General features: G+C 45.2%; 19 protein-coding genes. 7 read left to right on the top strand and 12 right to left on the bottom strand.

From position 1 onward, the window contains the following. The 5 genes from WC615_RS01080 to WC615_RS01060 all read right to left on the bottom strand — a co-directional run. Positions 1-1,368: transketolase family protein (locus tag WC615_RS01080; protein WP_372976295.1), on the bottom strand; the 1,368-nt coding region annotated here is incomplete at its 3' end. A gap of 22 nt (positions 1,369-1,390) precedes the next feature. Continuing rightward, positions 1,391-2,146: an ROK family protein gene (locus WC615_RS01075; protein ID WP_372976294.1), complete on the bottom strand. Its 756-nt coding sequence runs from the start codon at positions 2,144-2,146 to the stop codon at positions 1,391-1,393. 388 nt (positions 2,147-2,534) lie between these two features. Then, positions 2,535-4,931: an alpha-L-rhamnosidase C-terminal domain-containing protein gene (locus WC615_RS01070; protein WP_372976293.1), complete on the bottom strand. Its 2,397-nt coding sequence runs from the start codon at positions 4,929-4,931 to the stop codon at positions 2,535-2,537. A gap of 164 nt (positions 4,932-5,095) precedes the next feature. Further along, positions 5,096-6,628 carry a carboxylesterase/lipase family protein gene (locus tag WC615_RS01065; RefSeq protein ID WP_372976292.1) on the bottom strand — a complete coding sequence of 511 codons (1,533 nt, stop codon included), beginning with the start codon at positions 6,626-6,628 and terminating at the stop codon, positions 5,096-5,098. A 131-nt stretch (positions 6,629-6,759) separates the two neighbouring features. Next, positions 6,760-9,090, bottom strand: coding sequence for a glycoside hydrolase family 3 N-terminal domain-containing protein (locus WC615_RS01060; RefSeq protein WP_372976291.1), 2,331 nt, complete (start codon positions 9,088-9,090; stop codon positions 6,760-6,762). Between the two features lie 207 nt (positions 9,091-9,297). Between WC615_RS01060 and WC615_RS01055 the strand changes: the two genes are divergently transcribed. Together WC615_RS01055 and WC615_RS01050 are read left to right on the top strand one after the other, a co-directional pair. Beyond that, positions 9,298-10,233, top strand: coding sequence for a class I SAM-dependent methyltransferase (locus tag WC615_RS01055; protein ID WP_372976290.1), 936 nt, complete (start codon positions 9,298-9,300; stop codon positions 10,231-10,233). Positions 10,234-10,242: 9 nt separating this feature from the next. Then, entirely contained in the window at positions 10,243-10,803 is a 561-nt protein-coding gene (locus WC615_RS01050) for a biliverdin-producing heme oxygenase (RefSeq protein ID WP_372976289.1), read from the top strand. 50 nt (positions 10,804-10,853) lie between these two features. Here WC615_RS01050 and WC615_RS01045 read toward each other — a convergent pair whose 3' ends face one another. Further along, a complete protein-coding gene (locus tag WC615_RS01045) occupies positions 10,854-13,058 on the bottom strand; it encodes an ATP-binding protein (protein ID WP_372976288.1) in 2,205 nt (734 codons plus the stop codon). A 231-nt stretch (positions 13,059-13,289) separates the two neighbouring features. On the opposite strand from WC615_RS01045, the gene WC615_RS01040 reads away from it, so the two are divergent. Together WC615_RS01040 and WC615_RS01035 are read left to right on the top strand one after the other, a co-directional pair. Then, positions 13,290-13,700 (top strand): VOC family protein, encoded by a 411-nt coding sequence (locus WC615_RS01040; protein WP_372976287.1) that lies wholly within the window; start codon positions 13,290-13,292, stop codon positions 13,698-13,700. A 30-nt stretch (positions 13,701-13,730) separates the two neighbouring features. Continuing rightward, on the top strand, positions 13,731-14,120 hold the full coding sequence (locus WC615_RS01035) for an iron chaperone (RefSeq protein ID WP_372976286.1): 390 nt from the start codon (positions 13,731-13,733) through the stop codon (positions 14,118-14,120). A gap of 5 nt (positions 14,121-14,125) precedes the next feature. Here the strand turns inward: WC615_RS01035 and WC615_RS01030 are convergent, their stop codons facing one another. From WC615_RS01030 to pdeM, 3 genes are all read right to left on the bottom strand, one after another. Continuing rightward, positions 14,126-16,084 carry a beta-galactosidase trimerization domain-containing protein gene (locus tag WC615_RS01030; protein WP_372976285.1) on the bottom strand — a complete coding sequence of 653 codons (1,959 nt, stop codon included), beginning with the start codon at positions 16,082-16,084 and terminating at the stop codon, positions 14,126-14,128. A 68-nt stretch (positions 16,085-16,152) separates the two neighbouring features. Then, positions 16,153-16,587 carry a CBS domain-containing protein gene (locus WC615_RS01025; protein WP_372976284.1) on the bottom strand — a complete coding sequence of 145 codons (435 nt, stop codon included), beginning with the start codon at positions 16,585-16,587 and terminating at the stop codon, positions 16,153-16,155. A 289-nt stretch (positions 16,588-16,876) separates the two neighbouring features. Continuing rightward, positions 16,877-17,536 carry a ligase-associated DNA damage response endonuclease PdeM gene (gene pdeM, locus WC615_RS01020; protein WP_372976283.1) on the bottom strand — a complete coding sequence of 220 codons (660 nt, stop codon included), beginning with the start codon at positions 17,534-17,536 and terminating at the stop codon, positions 16,877-16,879. Between the two features lie 519 nt (positions 17,537-18,055). Between pdeM and WC615_RS01015 the strand changes: the two genes are divergently transcribed. The 3 genes from WC615_RS01015 to WC615_RS01005 all read left to right on the top strand — a co-directional run bounded on the left by WC615_RS01015 (position 18,056) and on the right by WC615_RS01005 (position 20,075). Further along, positions 18,056-18,382, top strand: a complete 327-nt coding sequence (locus WC615_RS01015) for a nucleotide pyrophosphohydrolase (RefSeq protein WP_372976282.1) — start codon at positions 18,056-18,058, stop codon at positions 18,380-18,382. Positions 18,383-18,499: 117 nt separating this feature from the next. Then, the gene (locus WC615_RS01010) at positions 18,500-19,426 is read left to right on the top strand and encodes a DUF4349 domain-containing protein (RefSeq protein ID WP_372976281.1); all 927 of its coding nucleotides are present in this window, start codon (positions 18,500-18,502) and stop codon (positions 19,424-19,426) included. Between the two features lie 100 nt (positions 19,427-19,526). Beyond that, the gene (locus WC615_RS01005; RefSeq protein WP_372976280.1) at positions 19,527-20,075 is read left to right on the top strand and encodes a transposase; all 549 of its coding nucleotides are present in this window, start codon (positions 19,527-19,529) and stop codon (positions 20,073-20,075) included. Between the two features lie 120 nt (positions 20,076-20,195). Here WC615_RS01005 and WC615_RS01000 read toward each other — a convergent pair whose 3' ends face one another. The 3 genes from WC615_RS01000 to WC615_RS00990 all read right to left on the bottom strand — a co-directional run bounded on the left by WC615_RS01000 (position 20,196) and on the right by WC615_RS00990 (position 23,530). Further along, positions 20,196-20,912 (bottom strand): 2-phosphosulfolactate phosphatase, encoded by a 717-nt coding sequence (locus WC615_RS01000; protein ID WP_372976279.1) that lies wholly within the window; start codon positions 20,910-20,912, stop codon positions 20,196-20,198. A gap of 96 nt (positions 20,913-21,008) precedes the next feature. Continuing rightward, the gene (gene gcvT, locus WC615_RS00995) at positions 21,009-22,088 is read right to left on the bottom strand and encodes a glycine cleavage system aminomethyltransferase GcvT (RefSeq protein WP_372976278.1); all 1,080 of its coding nucleotides are present in this window, start codon (positions 22,086-22,088) and stop codon (positions 21,009-21,011) included. Between the two features lie 248 nt (positions 22,089-22,336). Then, positions 22,337-23,530: a glycosyltransferase family 4 protein gene (locus WC615_RS00990; RefSeq protein WP_372976277.1), complete on the bottom strand. Its 1,194-nt coding sequence runs from the start codon at positions 23,528-23,530 to the stop codon at positions 22,337-22,339. Positions 23,531-23,548 lie beyond the last annotated feature (18 nt).

The raw sequence follows: 23,548 nt of genomic DNA, 5'->3' as shown, positions 1-23,548 counted from the left end.
CTTCATAATGGCCGCCAAACGGATCGGCGGGCGCATATAATCAGCAAATTGCAGGAAGGTTGCTCCAAACGGTAACAAGCCTTTTGTTAAGGACATACCGTTTAAAGCCGAACCCATGGCATGCTCGCGGATACCGAAGTGGAAGTTGCGGCCACCCCTGTTCTCTGAAGTAAATGAATCAAAATCTTTTAAGTTGGTTTCGGTTGATGGCGCTAAATCGGCTGCACCACCAATTAAGTTTGGCAGGCTTGCAGCAACAGCATTTAACACTTTACCAGATGCCTGGCGGGTTGCCATTTTAGGGTCAGAGCCTTTAAACACCGGCAGTTTATCTGTCCAGCCTTTTGGTAATTCACCAGCAAACGCAGCTTCGTATTCTGCAGCTAACTCAGGGAATTTCTCTTTGTATTTGGCAAAAAGCTCGTTCCATTTGGCTTCGGTTTTCTCACCGCGTGCGCCTTTTTCGTGGTAGTATTTTAATACTTCGGCAGGTACGTTGAATGATTTCTCCGGATCGAAACCAAAGAATTCTTTTACCAGTTTTATTTCATCAGCACCCAGCGGCGAACCGTGTGAACCTGCAGTACCCGATTTGTTAGGGCTACCGTAAGCGATCAATGAACGTACGCGGATCAACGATGGTTTTTGTGTTTCAGATTTTGCGTTGATGAGAGCCAGCTCTAAGGCATGGGTATCGTTAACATCCGGCAGATCCTGTACGTGCCAGCCATAGGCGCGGAAACGGGCGCTAACATCTTCGTTAAAGGCTATATCAGTGCTGCCTTCAATAGAGATGTGGTTATCGTCGTATAAGTAAATTAAGTTACCCAACTGTAAGTGACCTGCCAGTGAAGCCGCTTCAGAAGTTACACCTTCCATCATATCACCATCGCTCACTATTGAGTAGACGTTGTAGTTGAAAAGATCAAAACCTGGTTTATTATAACGTGCTGACAAATGTTTTTGGGCAATGGCAAAACCAACACCGTTTGCAAAACCCTGGCCCAACGGACCGGTTGTAACATCAACGCCCGGTGCCAAACCGTACTCGGGGTGGCCTGCCGTTTTGCTGTTTAACTGGCGGAATTGTTTGATATCATCTAAAGAAAGATCATACCCTGTTAAGTACAGGAAATTATATTGTAAGATACAAGCGTGACCGGCAGAAAGGATAAACCTGTCGCGGTTTGCAAAATCAGGGTTTTTGGGATTATAATTTAAAAACTTGGTCCAAAGTACATGGCCCATTGGGGCTAAAGCCATTGCCGTGCCCGGGTGGCCCGAATTTGCTTTTTGTACTGCATCTGCCGCAAGTATCCTTACGGTATCTATTGCTAATTGTTCCAGTTCTTTGTTTTGTTTTTCCATTGTTGTAAGTAAAGAAAGATGATTATTTGGTTGGGGTTGCCATTGCGGTATGTGTAACGGGGTGCTTATCCTCCTGCCACAATTTGGCCCCGCCTTTAATGCCGTCGGCATTGGTTACTATTTTCATGTTTTTGTCCAGCTTAAAATCAAGCAGGTCAGAGTTGCCGCCGCCTATATATAAATAGTCGTAGTTGAATACGGTTTTTAATATTTCAAAAACCTTTTTGATGCGGCGGTTCCACTTTTTTTCGCCTATTTCATCAAGCGCCTTATCGCCAATATACTGATCGTAATCGCGGCCTTTTGATACAGGGTGATGTGATACCTCCAGGTGCGGCAACAGGTGCCCGTCCATTAACAGAGCGGTGCCAAAACCTGTACCCAGGGTAATTACCATTTCAAGCCCTTTGCCGCTTACTACGCCAAGGCCCTGCATATCGGCATCATTCACAACCTGTGCATCTTTGCCCAAATCGTTCTGCAGCAGTTTTCTAAAATCAACATCCTTCCAGTAATCGTTACCCAGGTTTGGCGCTGTTTTTACAATGCTGTTGCGTACATAGCCAGGGAAGCCTACCGATATTTTATCAAAAGCCGGAAAATCTTTCACCAGTGCATTAATAGCCTTAACCACATTCTCGGGATTAGCCGGTTTGGGGGTTGCTGTTTTTTTATAATCCATGGTAAGGTTGCCCTTACTGTCAAGGATAGTAGCTTTAATACTGGAGCCACCGATATCAATTGAAAGGATTTTTAACTTAGAAGGCGTTGTTTTCATGTAACCGGTGATATGGGTTGAATTGTATAAGCAGGTTTCAGTGCGTAAATATCACATTTTTAATAATAAATAGATATTATTTAGCTATAATATTAAACGCCAAATAAACAGCATACGCATAACATAATTGTAATGCGGGTGTTATTTTATCAGCGAACACGTTGTAATACTAACCCCATTACCCTAAAGCGGTTTTTATTAATTGGGTTTTATGACATTGAAGCAACGGAATTGAGAGTTATAGGTGTGATAAAGGAGACAGGAAATTTCCCGCCTCTACAAAATGCCTGCTGTCGCGAGTTTAGCGTTAGCGTAACTCGTGATAAAGCACAGGGTAAGCTTTCAGCTTACCACAGATGAAAGCTCGCGACAGCAGGGTCTTAATGAATTATATAATCAGCGTATTCCTCCCGCCCTTTAAATAATAACTCTTTCCCTTCCAAACCAAAACCCCATCCGTTTTTACAGGCAGATTGATGCTGATGTTCCATTTGGCACCGGTTTTAGCATAATTAACCGCCACTGTCCCATTAGGGTGCGGCATCTCGCCGGAGGCGTTTTCCATTTTGCCCAAATGCGGTTCTATCTTTATTTTGCTGAAACCCGGCGCATAGCTGTCTATCCCCAGCACCGTTCGGAAAAATTCGATATTAGGACTGGCCCCCCAGGCGTGACAGTCGGACCGGTTATGTTCCAGGTCAGAGATCTCGGCCCAGGTGGTGAGGCCCATTTTGATGTTGTTGCGCCAAATATCCAGCCAGCTCATATAATCATCACCCAAACCACCTTTTACCATGGCCTGGTGTACATAGTATTTAAAATAAATGGTCGATTCTACCAGGCTGGCGTCACTCTCCAGCTTTTTACCAAGGGCATTGGCGTTGGCACCAGTTGATACCCCGCTTAAAATAGCAAGTGTATTTGCATGCTGCGAGTAAGTGTCTTTATCTTTGGTATCGGCATAAAGCCCCTTACCGGCAACCCAGTATTTATTTTGAATGGTTTGTTTTAGCTGCGCTGCCTTAGCGCGGTATTGCTGCGCATAAACAGGCAGTCCAAGTTGGGCCTCCATTTCGGCAGCTTGTTGGTATGTCCATAATAACTGCATATCCAATATTGCCGAGTTGCCATTGCCATCTTTTGGGGACTGACCAAAATCCCAGCCTTTTTTGTCGGATGAGTTTTTGTTTATCCAGTCTACAAATTTCCAATAAGGTAAATCTTTTAGTGAGCCATCGGCTTGTTGGTACTTGCTGAAGAACGCCAGCACCTGCCGCACGCCGTCCAACTTATCTTTTACAAATTTAGGGTCGTTGCGGTACATCCAGTAATCGTGCAGCATGCTGATATACCAAAGCGAAAAGGTAGATATGATCTGCGGACTGTATGACGGGTGCCTGCTCAGCGTTATCCCCTCGGCAATGCGCGAGTGGTCTATCAGGTTAAGAGCGTTGCGGGCAAGGCGGTCGTCGCCGGTGTTATAGTAAGAAACCATGGCCTGGATGCGACCGTCGCCAACGTACTGCAGTTGCTCGTAGTAAGGGCAATCAAAGTAGGTTTCTACCGCGCATAAGCGGGCGGTGCGCCAGCCAATATCCATGATCTGCTGGGTTTCGGGGTTGCCGGTTTGTATTTTGGCATTTAGTTTAAAAGGAAAACCGGTGTAGGTTCCGTAAATATCATCAATGATTAGTGGCTGGTCTTTGGTGGTAATGTTTACCAATATGTACCTAAACGTGCGGAAAGCCAGCGTTGTAAAACTTTGGTTTGCCGAGCCATCGGCAGTGATGCTATCCTTACGGCCAACAAATTTATACCCATCTACATCGTTGCGGTTAGGCTTTACCATTTGATAGGTGTTGCCCACGTTCACCATCGGCGATTCGCAGTAAGTGAAGGAAATGCCGGCTTTGTGGCCCCCGCTCATATTCAGGGTTAAATAAGCATTGGTCAGAAAAGATTGATCCAGCAGCATAGATGCGGTGGTGTTTGCCGGGATAGTAACTGCGGTTTTTGAAGCCGGGAAACCAGCCGGGGCGGTAAAGCCTTTTGATTTGCGCAAGGATGCCAGCCGCTGCGTTTTCAATTCCATTTGAGGGATGGGCGATGGTACCAGCATCCATCCAAAAGCATTGGCTATGCCCTTTGGGTTGCCATTATCTATTTTTTGAGCTTGCAGCCATTGGCCGTCATTAAAGCTGTTGGCTGTCCAATCTTTTATAGTTTCGTGCATATCCAGCATTTCGCCCGGTCCGGCAACGTAGTAGGTAGAGTAGCCCACGCCCGTTAACGGCGCATACGCTTTATTGCGGATACCCTTCCAGGTTTTGTTGGTGTTCAGGATCTCTTCTTTTTCGGTATCGCCCTGTAATATGAACGCCGTGCGTTCCGAGATCTGGGCTTCGGGGCGGGTGTCGCCATCGTTCCAAACCAAAGCGGCAACAGTGTTTTTGCCCCCTTCTAAATAAGGGGCTATATCGATGGTTTCGTAATTCCAGTAATAGGTATCGCCACGGGCTGGGCCCATGCTAACCAGCTTGTCATTCACATAAAGTTTGTAACGGTTATCTGCCGATACATGGATCACAAACCTGGCGGGTTTGGTAGGGAGGTCAACACTCTTGCGAAAATGATAAACACCGTATCCGTTGTTGGGCTCATTAGGTACGGTGACCCATTGGGCTTTCCATTGTTTACTCAGCAGATTAGGATTAATGTTTTGCGCGGATAAGTTGGAAACGATAAAACACAGCAGGAGTATGGTAAGCCTGGTAAAGATTCTCATGATAGGTGTATTACGGGTTTATCTAAAGGTACGGTTTGTAATAATACAATTTGCCGCCATGTTATTGCACGGACGTGAGAAACTTGTCATGGTGAGCTTGTCGAACCATTAACTGACTATGCCCCTGTGTCCTTCGACATGCTCAGGATGACTCACTCATTTTTTTACTTCACATCCTTCACCATAAACTCAAGCGCGGCTTTATCTGCTAATGATTTTGCCGCGGGTTTTTCGCCCAGGTACATTACCTGGTTAGTGGTGGTATTAAATGCGGGCCATGCAGGTAGTCCTGTACCATTAGGGTTGCCGCTTTTTACAAAATTTACCCAGTAAGATGAGATGGTATTGGCCAGTTGATGATCGATAGGCTCAAACGGGCGGTGCAGGAATTTTAGGTTATTGAATACATATGCCACTTCGCCGGTGTGGAAAGCGCCGTATTTTTTAAATGCTTCGGTAGCGGGCAGGCGGCGGGTAAAGCGGTATACATAAATCTTTGCTTTGCCTTTTGCGCTTTGCACCTTTGCCCAGGTATAGTTTTGTATACCGAAAATTTGATCGCGGGAAATAGCTATCTGTGAAGCCTCTGCTTCCGTATCTGTTGATGCCGGGAAAAGTCTCAGGAATTCCGTGGCTTTGTTACCGTATTTTTTCTTTGCATCGGCGGTATACTCTGCCGCGTTTTTAAGCGGACCAAGAAATGCATCGTCGGCATTCCAACCTGTGAGTACAGGCACAGCGTTCTCTTTATTTGCGGCAAAAATTGCACCGATACTTTCCGGAAGTACGTAGCCATCAACGATAGGGCCGCCGCCAAATTGCTTAAGTAATGTTTCGGCGGGCAGCTTACGCAAATCGGCTAACGATGTTGCGCCAAGCCTTTCGGCAGATTTTACACCGGCCACCTCTGCCCGTTTCAGGGTAGTGCCGCCAAATGGTCCTGCAATAAAACTGGCGCCGCTTTCGGCAATAGCTTTTTTGAACAGGCCTTTACCTAAGGGCGATGCCACCAAACTGTTTACAGCCATCGATCCTGCAGATTGCCCTGCAATGGTTACATTAGACGGATCACCGCCAAAAGCCGCAATATTTTTCTGAATCCATTTTAATGCAGCCAGCAGATCCATTAACCCGTAATTGCCAGATGCATGATCAGGCGATTCTTTCGTCAGTTCCGGGTGAGCAAGGAAACCCAATATTCCAACACGGTAAGGAACGCTTACCAGTATGATGCCTTTTTTAGCCAATGCTTCTCCGTCATAAATAGGCACGTTGGTACCGCCGCTTACAAAGCCGCCACCGTAGATCCAAACCATCACCGGCCTTTTTTCGGAAGATGTTTTTGCGCCCGTCCAAACGTTCAGGTAAAGGCAGTCCTCGCTTAGGGGTTCGTCTTTGATCAAAAACTCGCGGGTATAAACGCCAAATTCGTTTGGTTTGCCCTGTATAGGGCTTTTGGCAAAATCGGTACACTCCTTAACGCCAGCCCATGGGGTTACCGGTTGCGGGGCTTTCCAGCGAAGTTCGCCAACGGGCGGCGCGGCAAAGGGTATCCCCTTAAATATACTGACGCTTTTATCTTCACTTACCGTTCCTGATATTTTACCGGCATCGGTTTCTACTATTTTGAGATCGCTTTGAGCGTTTACAGCATAAGCAGTTACAAGGAATAATGATAAGATAATTAAGCGCTTCATAATTTAGGATTAAGGTTTTTTACCACAGAGTACACAAAGGAAAAGCCACAAAGGTTTTTTAGTAAGCTTCTTTGCGCTCTCTGTGTAAATCTCTGTGAACTCTGTGGTTAAAATAATAAACTAAAACCAATTTACGGTTTTACAGCCGGTTTACTATACTTTGCTGTGCGGGCATCTTTAATAACACCTTTCCAGTTTAAGCCGTAACCGAAATCGTAAGTATGGCCTTCAGAGTCGGTGTAGCATTTCATATCATGCGGTACATCTTCAAATTGTGCTTCTACAACTTTCATATCCAATGGCATTTGCAGCGGCAATAAAGCTGATGGTTCTGCTTTGCCGGTCAGGATATCAAGGTTAGCTTGTCCCTGTACACCAAAATCGGCAATAATGGCACTGGCCTGTTTTTCCAGTTCGGCAAAAACCATTGGGTTATTCAGGTTCACCGATACAATAACAGGCTTGCCTTTCATTTTGGCGTAAGTATCGGTTACCATGGCCAGGTCGGTAACATTGGTTGATGTTTCTGATTTGCCCTTGTAGCTGCGGTTCGTGAATGTTTCTAAAGGGTCTCCGCCTGCAATACTGGTTTCGCGGGCAGTTTCGGCGGTGTATTTGCCATATTGTAAAGATACCGGCAGGTAGCCATTGCCCCCGCTTTTGGCATCATCCTCGCTATAACCGCCATGGCCAATAGGGCTGGCAATAAATACAAGGGCATAATCGGCCTCGTCAGGGTTTTCGGTTACTTTAAAATACTTTTTAACGGTCTCTATATTTACCGGGTATTCTGTTTTTTCGGGATAAGGCATCCCCAGGAAGTTTTTACCTGCCGGGGTAAATTTCTTAGGCACATAAATTGTTTTGCCTGTTTGCAGGGGCAACACGTTCGCCTTGTTCTTCAGCATCACAATAGATTTTAGCTGCGCCTCGTAACCCGCCTTCATAAATTCGGGGTTGCCCACGGTTTTTTTGGTCACTTCAACATCCAGGTAAGGGTTCTCAAATAATCCTGTTCGGAAACTCCCCCTTAACAAACGCACAGCCGATTGCTCAAACCGGGCGCGCATAAAAGCTTCGCCATGATCTTTTACGCCCATTTTGTAAGCTTCTAAAACCGGGCCCATATCGTTATTACCACCAAACTGATCTACTCCCGCCATCAGTATTTTGTAATGGCGTTCGGCAATGGTAGCTTTTTCCATCCCCCATGATTTACCTGACAGGAAACTGTTGATAACCGTTTCATCGCCGGTAACCAGCCAATCGGTACAAACCACACCATCGTAATGATACTTGTTGCGCAGCAGATCAGTAATGATGTATTTATTGTAGTTATTGGCCACATTCTCGTGGTTTTTGGTATCCTGATTAAAACTGATCGTGTAATAAGGCATCACTGCAGCAGCCATACCTGTTTTACCGGCAAGCTTAAACGCGCCTTGTGTAAAAGGGATCATGGCCTCATTAAAATTATTGCCAGGGTAAACGGCATATTTGCCAAAGCCGTAATGCGCATCGCGGCCACCTTCGCCCGCACCGCCACCCGGCCAATGTTTCACCATGGCGTTAACGCTGTTGTAGCCCCAGCCTCCGCTTATTTCTTTTGTACCCGTTGAGGTTTGAAAACCATCGATATAAGCACGGGCCATATCGGCAGCCAGCTGCGGGTCTTCGCCAAAGGTGCCGCTTACCCGGTTCCAGCGTGGGTCGGTAGAGATATCAACCTGTGGAGATAGTGCTGTTGCTATACCCAGCGCGCGGTATTCCTGCGCGGCTATTTTGCCAAATTTTTGGGTTTCGGCAGGGTTAAACGTAGCTGCCATGCCAAGCGAACCCGGCCACATAGAAATAGTGCCACCTGCACCGCCATTATACTCGGCAGTAGCCACAGTGCCGTGGCGTGGGTCTGAACTGTTATTGGCCGGTATTCCCAGGCCAATACCTTCTACAAATGCCTGCGCATTGTTGCTCCACTTGGCGGCTACTTCCGGGCTTTGTACCGATGTAACCAACACGTGGCGTACGTTATCTTTTTCTAAAAACTGTTTCTGCTGATCTGACAGGTCGAACGGATTAGCGCCGCTTTCGGCAAATGGCTTACCGCCATAAAAACCTGCGAACGGCCCAACCGGTGCAGCGGGGATCATCTGGTGGCGACTGTACAGCATCAGCCCGGCAATTTGTTCAACACTCATCTTTGAGGCAAGGTCTTTTGCTCGTACGTCAACCGGCAGGCGCCAGTCTTCATACTTATCCAGCTTGCCGTTCTTGTTCAAATCTTTAAAGGCGAGGCCATTAACGGTTAAAATTTTAACACCCGATGTAGTTGAATACCCAAGGCTTTGCCCGCCTTTATTGCTTACAAAAGCAATGTTGCCGTTTTTGGTTTCGGTCCATTTGGTTTGTGCAGATACAGCGGCAGGCAATAATGCCAGCAGCAGCAGGTAGTTTTTATTCATAAAAAGTTTTTAGCGTAAGGGATTAACAGCTATGATAATTGGTTATATAATGATCGCAATAATTATTGTGTCATTATTACACAATGCTAATTATTATAATTGTAAATAGCAAGTGTTTAAGCATTTATACATCCATGAGGCATTTGCGTACATGAGGAGAGTAGTTTTAAAATTATCCTAACTTTGAAATTCAGCCTAATGTATAATATGACGCCAGTAAACTGCAGGGTATGTAGTACCCCTTTAAACCCAAAGTACACCTTTAAAGAAATGATGTTTGGCACCCGCGAGGAATTCCCGTATGGAGAATGCCCTAATTGTGGCTGCATCCAGATATTGCAGGTGCCAGCTGATATTAATAAACATTACCCGCCATATTACATGTCGTTTAACCAAATAATACCACCGTTAAAGCGGCTTCCCTTTTTAAAGCGGCTAAGGGGTGGTATGCGCATGAGGAAGAAATACAAAACATCAGACAATAAAACACTGGGGTACCTTAAACCCATTAACACCATGCCCAATGCAAAAATACTGGATATTGGGTGCGGCAAAGGCCAGCTTATTTCCTTGTTATTTAATGAGGGGTTTCAGCATGTTACCGGCGTTGACAAATTTATAGGCCACGAGATAGACCACGGTTATGGCGTTAAAGTTTTAAAAAAGGACCTTTCTGAATTACCCTCAAACACTTATGATGTGCTGATTACCCATCATGTTTTAGAACATATGGATGAGCAGGTTAAGGAATTGAAGGAATGCCACCGGTTGTTAAAAAAGGGGGGCGTGTTTTTAGTATGTATCCCCATTTTGGGCGAAGTATGGGATATTTATAAAGAGAACTGGGTGCAGTTAGATGCGCCAAGGCATTTTGTGCTTCATACTTTAAAAAGTATGGACCTTTTGGCCGAGAAAGCCGGCTTTACCATAAAGCAAACGATCTTTGACTCTACCGCGTTCCAGTTTTGGGGTAGCGAATTGTATGAACGGGGTATCCCTTTAATGGAACCCGATACGCATCAAACATATCCTATAGAAACAGTGTTCACCCCCCAGGAACTTGCCGCATTCGAAGAAAGGTCTGCAGCATTGAATGCCATACAAAGAGGCGATTCGGCACGGTTTTATTTGTATAAAAATTGACAGAAAAGCATGCTATCAGATAAATTAAAAGAGGAAACCAAACAAAATCATCAAATATTAGAAAAAGCGCTGATTGGCAGGCTAAAATCCATCCGTTCGGCGCAGGAGTATGCCGGCCTGTTAAAGTTGTTTTACGGCTATTTTGGCGGATTGGAAACACAAATTAATAAAACTATTGATGGTACCCTGCTAACAGATAGTACGCAACGGCGCAAAACCCAGGCAATAGCAGACGATATTTTGGCGCTGGGTGATGGCGTACCTGCAAAAGCAACAGGAAATTACCTGCCAAGAATCAATGATCATTTAGAGGCCCTTGGCGCTTTATACGTTATTGAGGGTTCTACGCTGGGTGGTAAGATCATTAGTAAAATGATGCAGCAACAACTGGGCTTTGACAAGGGCATGTCCTTTTTTTCAGGCTATGGTGATAAAACCGAACAGATGTGGGGCACCTTTAAACAAGCTCTAAACAACCAGGCCCAAAACCCCGGGCAGGAAGCCGTGGTGATAGCTGCCGCTAACGAAACTTTTTTGAAGTTTGGCGAGTGGTTTGCAAAAGCGCACTGATCCGGTTGATGTAGAGACGCGATACTTCGCGTCTCCTAACATGTAATTCCCTATTTATTAAACGCGATATAAAAAGTTGAGCCTTTGCCGGGTTCACTATCTACCCATATTTTACCGCGGTGTTTTTCTACAATACGCTTTACAATGGCAAGGCCCACCCCCGATCCTTCTATATCGCCCACATTATCGGTACGGTGGAAGAGTTCAAATATACGCGGCAGTTGTTTTATATCTATGCCTAAACCGTTGTCTGTAATGGTGTATATCACTTCGTTATCACCCTCTGTACCGGCAATACGTACATTTTGCAGATCGGCCATCATCGAGTATTTTACAGCGTTGCTGATGATGTTTGAGAATACCTGCGATAACATTACCGCGTCGCCCTGTATTTTGGGGGTAGGGCCAATAGTGATACAGCTTTCGTCAATATCATATATCAACAACAGGTCGCGTACAATATCATGTATCATCGGCGCAGGGTCAATATCCGAGAGAACCAGTTCCGACCGGCCAATGCGGGAGTAATCCAGCACCTCGTTGATCATGTTGTTCATTTTATCGGCGCCTTTATTTATCCGCTCTAATATTTTAACCGATTGAGGCTTCATGTCTTTATCGCGCAGCAATATTTGCGAAAAACTTTTTATGGTCGATATCGGGTTCTTCAGGTCGTGCGATATGGTGAAGCTAAAGGTATCCAGTTCTTCATATGCCTGTTTCAGTTTTTCGTTAAGCAGGCGAATGGCGCCGGCTTTTTGATTGATGGCGTAAGTGATCTCGCTACGTAAACGTACAACAGATTTTATTTCCTCGTTCGTCCATTTTTTTGAGGTACCCGATACCGTTTGCGACCATGCCTCGAAAGAATGACGGGGCGATATATGTGAGATCCCATCAGCGTTTACTTCTACCGGTTTTTCGGGGTTGCCCGCCCAGGTAATTGTTGCCAGTTGCTCGGGCTTAAACCATATAACGTATTCGCCAAACTCGCGCGATAAGGTGGTAACCATTATACCCGATGCTATATCACGATACAACATTGCTGCTGAATATTCTGATGGCAATTGGTTAGTGTAATAAAAATTGTCGGTTATATGGGTTTTTAACCAGCTAACCAGCCCGGTTATTTGTTGGTCGTTTGGGGTAATACCAAGTTTTGTTATGTTGTTCTCAAATATCAAAGCGGCACCGGTAGCATCAACCGCGTTAAGCAGGGTTACGTTATGGGCGGTTAAAGCATTGTCAATGTTATTATCCTTTAACATCAATCGGCTTAGCTGGTCAACCGCGCTCTTAAAAAGTTCCTGGATAAGCTGGTTCTCCTCGTCTTGCCTAAATTCAAGGGCTGATGATAAGATCTGCCCTATCAGCTTAGCCGACTCGCGCGAACGGTAATCTATAAACCTTGGCGAGTAATTATGGCAGGCAATAAGGCCCCAAAGCTCGCCCTTGTATATTAGCGAAATACTGAAACTGGATTCGACCCCCATATTTTTAAGATACTGGATGTGAATGGGTGAAACCGCACGTAAATGCGAGCTGGTCATATCCAACGGCACTTCGTTATCTGCTACCGTTAAAATAGCCGCGGGCGTGGTATGCACATTGGCAATTAAACGGGTTAAATTTACCTTATATAGTTCGCGGGCCTGTTTAGGTATATCTGATGCGGGATAATGCAGCCCTAACCATGATGGCAGGTCAGCATTTCTAGCCTCAGCTATAACCTCGCCATGCCCATCCTCGGCAAAGCGATAAATCATTACCCTGTCGTATCCGATTACATTTTTTACCTGTTTGGCGCTATTGTTTAAAAGGTTCTGAAGGTTTTTGTCGGCAAGCATCTCAGATATCGAACGGCCTATCATTTTTTGTACGTCGGTAGCACTGTCAGAGTACGCAGGTTCAAACTCCAGTAAGTAGAAATCTGCTGTAGCAGATATGATCAGGTGGAAAGCCTTGCCCCGTATATCTGTATTGAAGGGATTGGTTTGATCAAACCCATTAGTTTTACCAAATGTTGTAAGCTGATGAATGAAGTTTGGCGGTTCGTTTTTTCCTATAATGGGCTCAATGGTACTGATACACCTCCCTAATAGGTTAGGCGTAATATCAGGGATAAAATCTGCAATATTATCACTATGATAAACGATAAGGTCATCCTGGTTAATAACAATCAAAAACCCATGAGATTGGATTTTCCCGGGGATATGGATAGGTTCTCTATCGCAGTTAGTAAGGTCAATATTCACTGGTGAGATGTTGTATAGGGTAAATATTTAAACAAATATGAAAAAACATTTGTCGTTTCCTAATTATTATTAGACTATTAATCAATTAAACAGATAAGTACGAATAACGTTTTAGCAGATATGTAACGAAATGTCGGTATTTACCCTTTAAATGGTCGCAATAACACCCCCTGCATATGCATTAGCCGCCATATCTTTGATATATAATTATTTACCATTAAAACTAACATCATGACTAAGGAATTATGGATGAACCTGCCGGTTAAGGATCTTAACCTTTCAAGAAAGTTTTTTACAGCTATTGGCTTTTCTTTTAAAGACGGACCAGGTAACAGCGATACAATGGCCCCGCTTGTAGTAGGAGATAAAGAGACTATTGTGATGCTTATTGTAGAAAATGTATTTAAAGGAGCAACTCAAAATGCTATAGCAGATACTAATAAAGGCACCGAAGTAATATTTTCTTTTAGCGCCGAAAGCCGTGCCGAGGTTGAAGAAATAGCCCAAAAAGTAACCGCTGCCGGTGGTGACGTTTTTGCCCCGCCTGCCGAAATACAGGGCTGGATGTACGGCTGCGCCTTTACAGACCCCGATGGCCACCGCTGGAATGCGCTGTTTATGGATATGAGCAAACAGGGGTAATTGTAAATTAGTGTTAACCAACCTGATACCATGGCCATGCAGAAACCCAATAATGCGGATGAATATATAGCTGCCTTTCCGGCAGATGTACAAAAGCGTTTACAGCAGATACGCCAGGTTATAAAAAAAGCTGTGCCGCAGGCGCAGGAGGTAATAAGTTACGCCATGCCTGCATATAAAGTTAACAGCGTGCTGGTTTACTTTGCCGGCTGGGATAAGCATATTGGTTTTTATCCCGGCGCAGGTGCTATAGCACATTTTAAGGATGAGCTATCAGCTTATAAAGGCGCAAAAGGTTCGGTACAATTCCCATTGGATGAACCGCTACCGGTTGACCTGATAAACAGGATTGTTGCCTATCGCGTAACAGAGGATGCGGCACTTGCTGAGGCAAGGCGCATGAAAAAGAAGAAACAGTAAACTGATTAAACCCATTTTATCACCAGCGTTTCTTCGGCCTCTATGCTGATGTGGGTACCCCCTGCTTTACCCCCGTTGTTGGCAAAAATAACGATGGGTTGTAACGATGGGTTTTTCAGTATCAACTTAAACTCGCGCCGAACTTCCGATTTATTGATGATGATGGTTACCCATTCTTTATCGTTGCCCATTACTTTCATCAACACGCCTTTTTGGGGTTCTTCAAAAATAAAAGGCAGGTTTAATGAGGTATAATCAAGTGATTTGGCAAGGAACATGTTGAGGTGGCCGTAATCGCCAAGTATGCGAATGCCCAGGCCAATAAGCGAGGGTAGCCAGTAAACAGTACCCTTGCCAAGGGTATTTTGCGTAGCCCAAAGCTCACCAGCCTTGTAGGATAAATAGGTTGCTTTATATGGTTTTAAAGTGCCGCGCCACTGGTATGCAGGCAATACAACGCCGTCAATAACCAGTTCTTCCATATCATCTATGGCTTTGTATTCCAACACATCGGCACCGAATAAATTACGCAAAGGGAAACCAAGGCGCATTGTGGCAACGGCGTTTTCGTCGTAGTAACCTGTTAAACCATCGGCAATAAGCTTACCCCCTTTTTGCACAAAGTCTTCCAGTAAAGGCCAGTATTTGGATGGTATAGAAATTTGGTGTGGCAGAATGATGGCTACCCCATTGTAATCGCCGTGCGTAAAATCAAATTCACTTATCTCTTTAAAATTGGCCTGTACCCCGGCTTCACTCAAGGCTTCAAAATAGGCAATGGCCGATTTCATCACCCCTCCTTCATCGCGCCCTTCATAGCTTTTGCCGCCCATCTGTAGTTTCTTTTCGATCCAAAGCGATTCGCGGGTGTACAGGATATTAATGCCCGATGGTACTTCTTTTGCATCTTCAAAAAAGCCGATGTGCTCGTTAACGATTTCTATTACATCGGCGGTGGCCTGCAGCCTGTCGGATGGTTCATTATGATAATTGAGCATGGCCCACTCGCCGGCTTCGATACCTGACGAGCGAGGGTTTAAGCACCAGAATATAGCGCCCTTACTTTCCGAGCCTATAGCTATCCATAACCACTGGCTTATTTCTTCTTTTGTAGGGCAAAGCGCTAAAAAACCGCTGTAGGTATTATTCCCGCCCTGCAGCTCGGTCATAAACCAGGGGATCTCGCCTGCACCCGAGCGGATGATTTCGCAATTAGCGGCAACAGCCAATGCAGATTGCCCGCGGTTAAAATAACCAAAATGCCAGCTGGCGTGCGCCGAGCCGCCAAGGCTGGTCAAAAAATCGCGCCAGTTGGTAAAATCATATTCGGCCACATTTTTAAATATGGCGTGGTTATTTACATGGATAATGCTCCCCGCATCATGCTTATGGATCTCATCGGTAAGCCATTTCAAAAACCAGGTATTGTAGTACAGGTGAAAGCGCTCATCGGCAAAATCGAAATGATCATAACCGCCGCTGGTATATTCGGGGTTGGCCTGTTCTTTTTTCCACGCCTGGTATTTATCGGTAGCGAACTGCTCCTGCGGAAAGTGGCCAACCCCCGGCTCATTCACGGGTACCCAGCCATAGCAGGAATTGAACTGTTTAAAGTGAGTAACCACATTCTCAATATATCGTGCTATAGCGCCCAGGTGGTCTTCATCTTTTGGGAATTTTAATCCGCCCAGGTCGGTAAAGGCAGTGGCCGGGAACAGGTTGCCATAAATTTTGATGTCATATTTATCGGCTGCCTTGTAGGCTTCATCAAATAAGGTGTAATCCCATTTGCCATCAGGCCGGTGCATATAAGTTTCAAACAGGCGGATGCGTGTAACCGTCATGCCGGCTTCCTGCAGGCGGCGAAACCAAAGGTCTATTTCTTCGGGTGTTTGCCCGGGTTCAATAAAAACCTCGGCACCTATCATAATGGGGGTAGCTTGTTGTTTAGAAGAATAGGACATACTTATTTACAGGCTGTTCATCCTGCAAGTAAGTAACTTTTAAAAAAGGGAATGGTTTTAAAAGCCCGTTATGTTGATTGAATATAACTGTGCAACTGCTCTATCGTTTCTTTTTGCGAGTGGATGGTTTCGTAAACCACATCGTTAATAGAGATGATACCGCAAAGCTGCTCTTCCTTATCAAAAACCGGCAGGTAGCGGATGTTGTTCTCGCTCATGATGAGCATACAACTATCTACCGATGATTCAGGCGTTATCTTTGGGAAATTATTGCTCATGATCTCGCCAACGGTAGTATCATCAGAGTGTTTACCCATTAGTATGATCTTACGGGCATAGTCGCGCTCGGTTACCAGGCCAATATAATTATCGTTCTCGGTTACCACTACCGAGCCAATATTTTTTTCCGACATCAGCTTCAGCACATTTAAAACGGTGGTTTGGGCAGGCACAGCAATAACATTGCTGCCCTTACGGGCAAGGATGTGTTTTACGCTTTTCATACTTTGGGGTTATTTGGTATTTTGAATTTACGAATAACTAATAGAAAAACAATAAGTTATGGCGAAAATATTTAATTATCCCCGGGCGCATGCCCGGGCAGGGCACTTATGAAAGTTTACCAAACTCTGCAAGTGTTCACGTTCACTGCCGTGAACGCCGTTGAAATTTATAAACTACTCATAATAAGGTTGTTGTAAAAAAACGCAGGTGACAAAGTGTTGCCACCAATTCTAAGGATATTATAACGCTTTCATTCGCCAATAAACGGCCTCAAAACGCCCTGTTGGATCAGCCGATGGCGATAACCTTGTCTTTTAACACCCCGAATACCTTATCGGCCTTGCGGCTCAGGATGGCCACTTTACCCGTAAACTTGCCGAATGATGGCAGGATAGCCTGGTTTTTACCAAACGCGAAACAAGGCAGCGTAACGCTTTGCCTGCCTCGGCCAACCAGGCTAACGCCGGGATGGATGTGCCCGCATAGTACATAACCGCCTTCGGCTTTTACTTCCGGATCGGGCAGCGGGTGGTGCAGCATCAGGAAGGGGCCCATAATTAGCTCCTTATAGAGGGTGATGCCAAGGTCAGTATAATGTTTATCGCTGATGATGTCGTGGTTGCCCTTTATCAGGACGATCTGCAGCCTGGGGAACTGGCTGCGCCAAAGCACAAACCAATCCCAGTCGTTATTCATATCGCTATGGAACAGGTCGCCCAGGAAGATCAGCTTTTCGGGATGGTACTCATGGATCAGGTCTGATAATACGGCCAGGTCGTCCTGCTCCATATTGCGTGGGATGGCGATGCCGGCCTTACGGAAATGCCCAACCTTGCCAAAATGCACATCAGCCGCCAGCAGGGCTTTTTCCTGCTGCCAGTAAATAGCTTTTTGTGGTAACAGTAAAAGGTCCTGATCTAAAAATTGGAAAGGGGTACCCGCACTCATCGTCATATCGGGTGCAAAGATAAGGGTTTTGGGGATTGGGTGAGTAGAGAGTGGTTGATTGGGTGAGTGGTTGCAGGGTGGCGAGTTTATTCACCCCGCGGCACTACGTGCGCGACCCTCACTTCGCTGCGCGTAAAGAGGGTTTAAGAAATCCAAATTCCCCCACCCTCTTTGCGAAGCAGAGAGGGTCGACGAGCGAAACAATGTCGGGGTGAGTAAATCTCGCAACGTGTTACATCATGAACCAGCGATGCCTTGCATGCGGGCGCAGGGTCTCTTTCAGAAGACCCTGCGAGGACGGAACTTGCAAAGCGATGATTGTATACAGAAATCAATCCCCAGGATAAATTAAAGCATTGGCCTGCGCGATTCCCTCCCAACGGGAGGGTGCAGGGAGGGGTTTTACGATATACATCACGAATAACCCCTCCCTGCTACCACACAGACCATCGCACCCCTCCCCAGGGAGGGAATTAAACTGTTCAACGAGCCTTTACTAAATTATTGTAATATTGTTTTATGGAAATTAAAGAAGCGCAGCATCTTGTAGATAACTGGATAAAAACAACCGGTGTACAGTATTTTAATGAGCTAACTAATACCGCCATGTTAATGGAGGAGGTTGGCGAGGTGGCACGCATTATGGCAAGGCAATACGGCGAGCAATCCTTTAAAGCATCGGACAAGGAGGTGAACCTGGCAGATGAAATGGCCGATGTGCTGTTTGTATTGATCTGCCTGGCCAACCAAACCGGTATTGACCTGACTGACGCGCTGGAGAAGAATATGCAAAAGAAAAACATCCGCGATGCAGACAGGCACCAGAATAATGAGAAATTAAAATAGCCGTCTACGTTATATAATTCTATAAAAGCAAATTAAACAGAATATTATTCTGTTTAATTTGTAAAGTCGAAATATAATAATGTAGATTTGCTATTAACTAACCAAATCTATGTTATTATGAAAAAGCACCTGTTATTTATTCTGCTTGCCACCGGGTTGGTATTTGCAGCATGTAAGCATCAATCGGAAGAAAAGGTTAAAGTATCAGAAGTGATGATACCACCGCCTCCTGCCGAAAAAACGATGGCATCACAAAAATTTACTGCCCCGGTAATTAAAGCCGACGACGAGACTGTTGAAGCTGAAGCCAACCAAGTATCTGACAAGGGAGGTGCGGGCGAAAGAATGCCCGAAGCACCTCACGCTGCTGAGATCGAAAAGAAGATCATCAAAGAAGGCGATATCCGTTTTGAGAGCTCCGACGTTGTGAAAACCCGTAAGCAGATCATCAGCTCTTTAAAGCATTTAGGCGGCTATGCCGAAAACGACAGCGAAACAACCGATGGCGCACTGGGCAGCAAGGAATACACCATCACTATCCGCATCCCTGCCAAAAACTTTGATGCATTTTTAAGCATAGTATCATCAACCGCAACCAAGATAGATAGCCGTAACATTCGCGTAAAAGATGTTACCTCGGAGTTTATCGATACCAAAGCCCGGCTGGATAATAAACTACAGCTGGAAAAACGTTACCTGAACCTGTTAAGCCGTGCCGGTAGAATGCGCGACCTGCTGGATATTGAAGAAAAACTTACCGAGATCCGCAGCGACATCGAAGCTACCCAGGGCCAGTTGAACTACATGAGCAAACAGGTTGCCTATAGCTCGTTAAACATCACTTTTTATACCGTACAGCCCGAACAGGTTGCCGCCGGTAATGGCTTTGGCTATAAGCTAAAAAGTGCGCTGACCAATGGCTGGGATTTTCTGCAGAACTTGTTTTTTGGCCTGATATCAAACTGGCCGTTACTAATCGTTTTTGCAGCGGTGTTTGTATTGATAAAAAGGTGGAGAGGACGCAGGGCTGTTAAACAAGTTTAACCAGCTTCTCTCTGTGCTGTCGCGAGTTTAGCGCAGCGTAACCCGTGACACGGCATTGATAAAGCTTTCAGCTTTATAGAGATATTATTAATTTAACGGAATGAGTAGAGGTTATAAATTTCATGATCAAGAGCGACCGTACTTTGTGACGTTTTCTGTAGTTAGATGGATAGATGTTTTTACAAGAAGGGTGTATAAGGACATATTAGTTGACAGCCTAAAATATTGTATTCAAAACAAAGGTCTTGAATTATATGCATGGGTAATTATGAGCAATCATGTCCATTTGATAATTGGCACTAAAGGCCAACCCATGCAGGATATCTTGAGAGATATAAAAAGACATACTTCTAAAATGCTGCTAAAAGCAATCAGCGAAAACGTTCAGGAAAGCAGACGCGACTGGCTATTGTGGTTTTTTGAACGGGAAGGGAAGCAAAATTCAAACAATGAAACGTATCAATTTTGGCAACAAGGAAATCATCCTATTGAATTGTGGAGCAACACTGTTATCGATCAAAAATTAGATTATATTCATAACAACCCGGTAACTGCGGGGTGGGTTGATGAGCCGGAACATTATCTTTACAGTAGCGCACGCGATTATGCAGATGGGAAAGGTATGATAGAAATTTTATTGATGGTTTAGTGTGTTAAGCTGAAAGCTTACCTTGTGCCGCATCACGAGTTACGCTGCGCTAAACTCGCGACAGCTTTGTTTTTGCAATAGTATTTGTAATCATTAAAAGATGGCGCAGGCGCAGGGCTGTTAAACAAGTTTAACCAGCTTCTCGCCTTGTAGTACGGGGATGGCGGTGGTCAAATCAACCTGCAGGCAAAACGCAATATCTTTTTCGATACCTAATTTGCGGAGGCGTTCGCCATGGGACGTTTTGCCGAGGTATTTACTGATATCATTTTTACCAATCTGGAACAGGTCGTTAGCGGCAATGGCGGGGTCGTCTAAGGTGTAGCCGCTATCTTTCAGTTGCTCGATAACTGCACCGGCAAAAAGTGCGTCCTCCAGGTTAAAATTGTTTTGCCAACCGGCGCAAACCAGCAGGATATTACCCTCCACCCCCTTTAGGTAGGTGCATAATGAGGTAATATTCAGGAAAGAACCTATCAAAATCTGCTTTGCACTGCGCGAAAGATGCAGGGCATGGGTTCCGTTGGTTGTAGTAAGCACAATTGTTTTACCCGCCACCTTTTCGGCGGTGTATGAGAAAGGCGAATTGCCAAAATCAAAACCGGCAACCACCTCGCCATTGCGTTCGGCTGCCAGCAGGTAACCGGTGCCTTTTTCGCGATAAGCGGCACATTCCTCTACTTCCGATACCGGGATAATAGCCTCCGCCCCGTTCTCTATCCCATAACAGATGGAAGATGTAGCGCGGAAAATATCAATGATCACCACCGTATAATCTTCTACCTTATATACTGGTATCAGCGCCGGGGTCAGGCAAACGTCTAAGTTTTTAGTCATTGGTCACTTGTCATTATTCATTGAAAAAAACATTAGGTCACCGTTCATCCAAAAAATGACGCAGTGACCTAATGACTCAATGACGGCGCTTCGCGCCTATTTATAAAACGGTGGTTTTACAACCTGTGCTTTTACTTTATTATCGCGGATAAGGATATAGATCTCGCTGCCTTCTTTTGCGAATTCGTTTTTTACATAGCCCAGGCCAATTGCTTTTTGCAGCGATGGTGATTGGGTGCCTGAGGTTACTTTACCAATAACGTTGCCGTCGGCATCAACAATCTCGTAATCGTGGCGGGGGATACCGCGGTCTATCATTTCAAAACCTATAAGCTTGCGCTCAACACCGGCTTGTTTTTGCTGTTGTAATGCTTCAGAATTTGTAAATGCTTTGGTGAATTTGGTAACCCAGCCTAAACCGGCCTCTAATGGCGATGTAGTATCGTCAATATCGTTACCGTACAGGCAAAAGCCCATTTCTAAACGCAGGGTATCGCGGGCAGCTAACCCAATTGGCTTAATACCGAAAGGCTCGCCGGCTTTAAATACTTCGTTCCAGATATATTCTGCGTGCTCGTTATCAAAATAGATCTCGAAACCACCTGCGCCGGTATAGCCGGTTGCAGAAACTACCACATTATCAATACCGGCAAATGTGCCTTTTTTAAAGGTGTAGTACTCCATCGAACCCAAGTCGATATCGGTAAGGCTTTGCAGCGCATCGGCAGCTTTAGGGCCTTGTACGGCCAATAACGAGGTACGGTCAGAGATATCTTTCATGTCAACACCTTCGGTGTTGTATTTGCTTATCCAGTTCCAGTCTTTCTCGATGTTTGATGCGTTAACCACCAGCATGTAGGTTTTCTCGTCTATCCGGTAAACCAAAAGGTCGTCTACTATACCGCCATCTTCATTGGGCAGGCAAGAGTACTGCACTTTGCCATCATAAAGTTTTGAGGCATCGTTGCTGGTAACCCGCTGTATCAGGTCAAGCGCTTTTTCGCCTTTTAAAATAAACTCGCCCATGTGGCTTACATCAAATACGCCTACGCCCTTACGCACGGTATCATGTTCGGCATTAATGCCAACGTATTGTACCGGCATATTGTATCCGGCAAATGGCACCATTTTAGCGCCCAGATCGGTATGTACTTGTGTTAAAGCTGTGTTCTTCATGTTATTTAATATCGGGGCAAAAATAGCAAAATAGTGTTACTATTCAGATCCAATTTCCCGGCGAAGGTTTGGGGAGAGGCTAAATAGATCATGTAATAACCAAATGTTCTTTTAACCACAGAGCGCCCGGAGGAAAAAGCACAGAGATTCTGTTGATCATCGAAATAATTCACAGAAAATCTCTGTGATTCTCTGCTAACTCTCTGTGGTTAAATAATAAACTATACAGCTGTATTGAAGGGGGCTGTTTACACAATTGATTGATAAAAATCGGCAAGCTGGCGGGTAATAGTGTTTACATCGTGCTGCTGCTCTATCAGCTTACGGGCGTTGCGGCCTATCTGGCGGCAATAATGCTCGTCGGTGATGCATTTAAGCATGGCGTTGTAAAACTCATCGGCATTATTGGCGATGATAATATTGCTGCCATTTTTGATGTTGATACCCTCGGCGCCGAGCGTGGTAGATATGATGCATTTTTCCATGGCCATACCCTCCACAATTTTTACCCGCATGCCCCCGCCCGATAGCAACGGAACCACCATAATACTTTTGCTGTTCACAAACTCCAGCGCGTCATCCACCTCACCGTGGATGAACACTTTGCCCAGTACCTCGTAATCATCAAACTCCTCGGGGATGTTATGGCCGGCAACGTAGAATTTTGCTTTCAGGTGGCCATCAACCAGGTCTTTATGAAAGTTATCAAGAAACCATTCAATGCCCTCCCGGTTGGGCAGCCAATCCAGCGATCCCAGGAAAAACAGGCTCGGGAAATCGGTTTTGGTATGGTCGGGCTTGTAAAGAGATAGGTCTACCCCTATAGGCAAAACTACGATAGGTATTTTTGCCCCGTATGATAATATCGAAGCTTTATCCTGCTCGGTAAACGCCACAATACCATCAAACTTATTAAATAGCTCCAGCTCGTAATTTTTAATACGGCGGGCTAGCAATTGCAGGTACCAGCGTTTAAAGGGATCGCTTTTTTGCTGGGCCAGCTTTTGCCAAACCTGGTGCTCAATATTATGCGCCCTGAAAATGACCTTCGCTTTTGAGTTTTTGCGGATGACGCCCAGGTAAGGCGCTACAAAAATGCCCTCAATCTGGATGATATCGTACTTATTGTCGGTTAGGTTTCTAAACAGCAGTTTTTCAAACCCGGCGTTATAATACCTGTCTATATTATAAGAGTTTTTGGTGAACAGGTTACTTACCGCCTCAACCGCTGTAATGCGGATATCAATATTGTATTCAATATAATTTATCTGGTCAAGCAGCACGTCCCTTTCGGGTTGTATAGCATTCTTTTTTACGTTGAGGGATATCAGGGATACATCGTGCCCAAGGGCCACAAGGCCCTTTATGGTATTGCCTACCACAATAGGGTACCCCCCATTTTGTGGGAACGGGGCGCGGTGTGTTAATATCAGTATCCTCAAGGCCGGTAAAATTGGTTG

This window comes from Mucilaginibacter sp. (assembly GCF_041663085.1).
Lineage (GTDB): Bacteria > Bacteroidota > Bacteroidia > Sphingobacteriales > Sphingobacteriaceae > Mucilaginibacter.
The sequence above is the reverse complement of the archived record's forward strand: the minus strand, read 5'-3'. Positions and strand labels throughout refer to the sequence as shown.

What these genes read in the sequence shown, in the direction of transcription:
- gcvT (WP_372976278.1), bottom strand. Translation starts at nt 22,088, where the DNA reads ATGAAGAACACAGCTTTAACACAAGTACATACCGATCTGGGCGCTAAA.
- WC615_RS01070 (WP_372976293.1), bottom strand. Translation starts at nt 4,931, where the DNA reads ATGAGAATCTTTACCAGGCTTACCATACTCCTGCTGTGTTTTATCGTT.
- WC615_RS01010 (WP_372976281.1), top strand. Translation starts at nt 18,500, where the DNA reads ATGAAAAAGCACCTGTTATTTATTCTGCTTGCCACCGGGTTGGTATTT.
- WC615_RS01055 (WP_372976290.1), top strand. Translation starts at nt 9,298, where the DNA reads ATGACGCCAGTAAACTGCAGGGTATGTAGTACCCCTTTAAACCCAAAG.
- WC615_RS01075 (WP_372976294.1), bottom strand. Translation starts at nt 2,146, where the DNA reads ATGAAAACAACGCCTTCTAAGTTAAAAATCCTTTCAATTGATATCGGT.
- WC615_RS01065 (WP_372976292.1), bottom strand. Translation starts at nt 6,628, where the DNA reads ATGAAGCGCTTAATTATCTTATCATTATTCCTTGTAACTGCTTATGCT.
- pdeM (WP_372976283.1), bottom strand. Translation starts at nt 17,536, where the DNA reads ATGAGTGCGGGTACCCCTTTCCAATTTTTAGATCAGGACCTTTTACTG.
- WC615_RS01060 (WP_372976291.1), bottom strand. Translation starts at nt 9,090, where the DNA reads ATGAATAAAAACTACCTGCTGCTGCTGGCATTATTGCCTGCCGCTGTA.
- WC615_RS01030 (WP_372976285.1), bottom strand. Translation starts at nt 16,084, where the DNA reads ATGTCCTATTCTTCTAAACAACAAGCTACCCCCATTATGATAGGTGCC.
- WC615_RS01005 (WP_372976280.1), top strand. Translation starts at nt 19,527, where the DNA reads ATGAGTAGAGGTTATAAATTTCATGATCAAGAGCGACCGTACTTTGTG.
- WC615_RS01050 (WP_372976289.1), top strand. Translation starts at nt 10,243, where the DNA reads ATGCTATCAGATAAATTAAAAGAGGAAACCAAACAAAATCATCAAATA.
- WC615_RS01015 (WP_372976282.1), top strand. Translation starts at nt 18,056, where the DNA reads ATGGAAATTAAAGAAGCGCAGCATCTTGTAGATAACTGGATAAAAACA.
- WC615_RS01035 (WP_372976286.1), top strand. Translation starts at nt 13,731, where the DNA reads ATGGCCATGCAGAAACCCAATAATGCGGATGAATATATAGCTGCCTTT.
- WC615_RS01000 (WP_372976279.1), bottom strand. Translation starts at nt 20,912, where the DNA reads ATGACTAAAAACTTAGACGTTTGCCTGACCCCGGCGCTGATACCAGTA.
- WC615_RS01040 (WP_372976287.1), top strand. Translation starts at nt 13,290, where the DNA reads ATGACTAAGGAATTATGGATGAACCTGCCGGTTAAGGATCTTAACCTT.
- WC615_RS01025 (WP_372976284.1), bottom strand. Translation starts at nt 16,587, where the DNA reads ATGAAAAGCGTAAAACACATCCTTGCCCGTAAGGGCAGCAATGTTATT.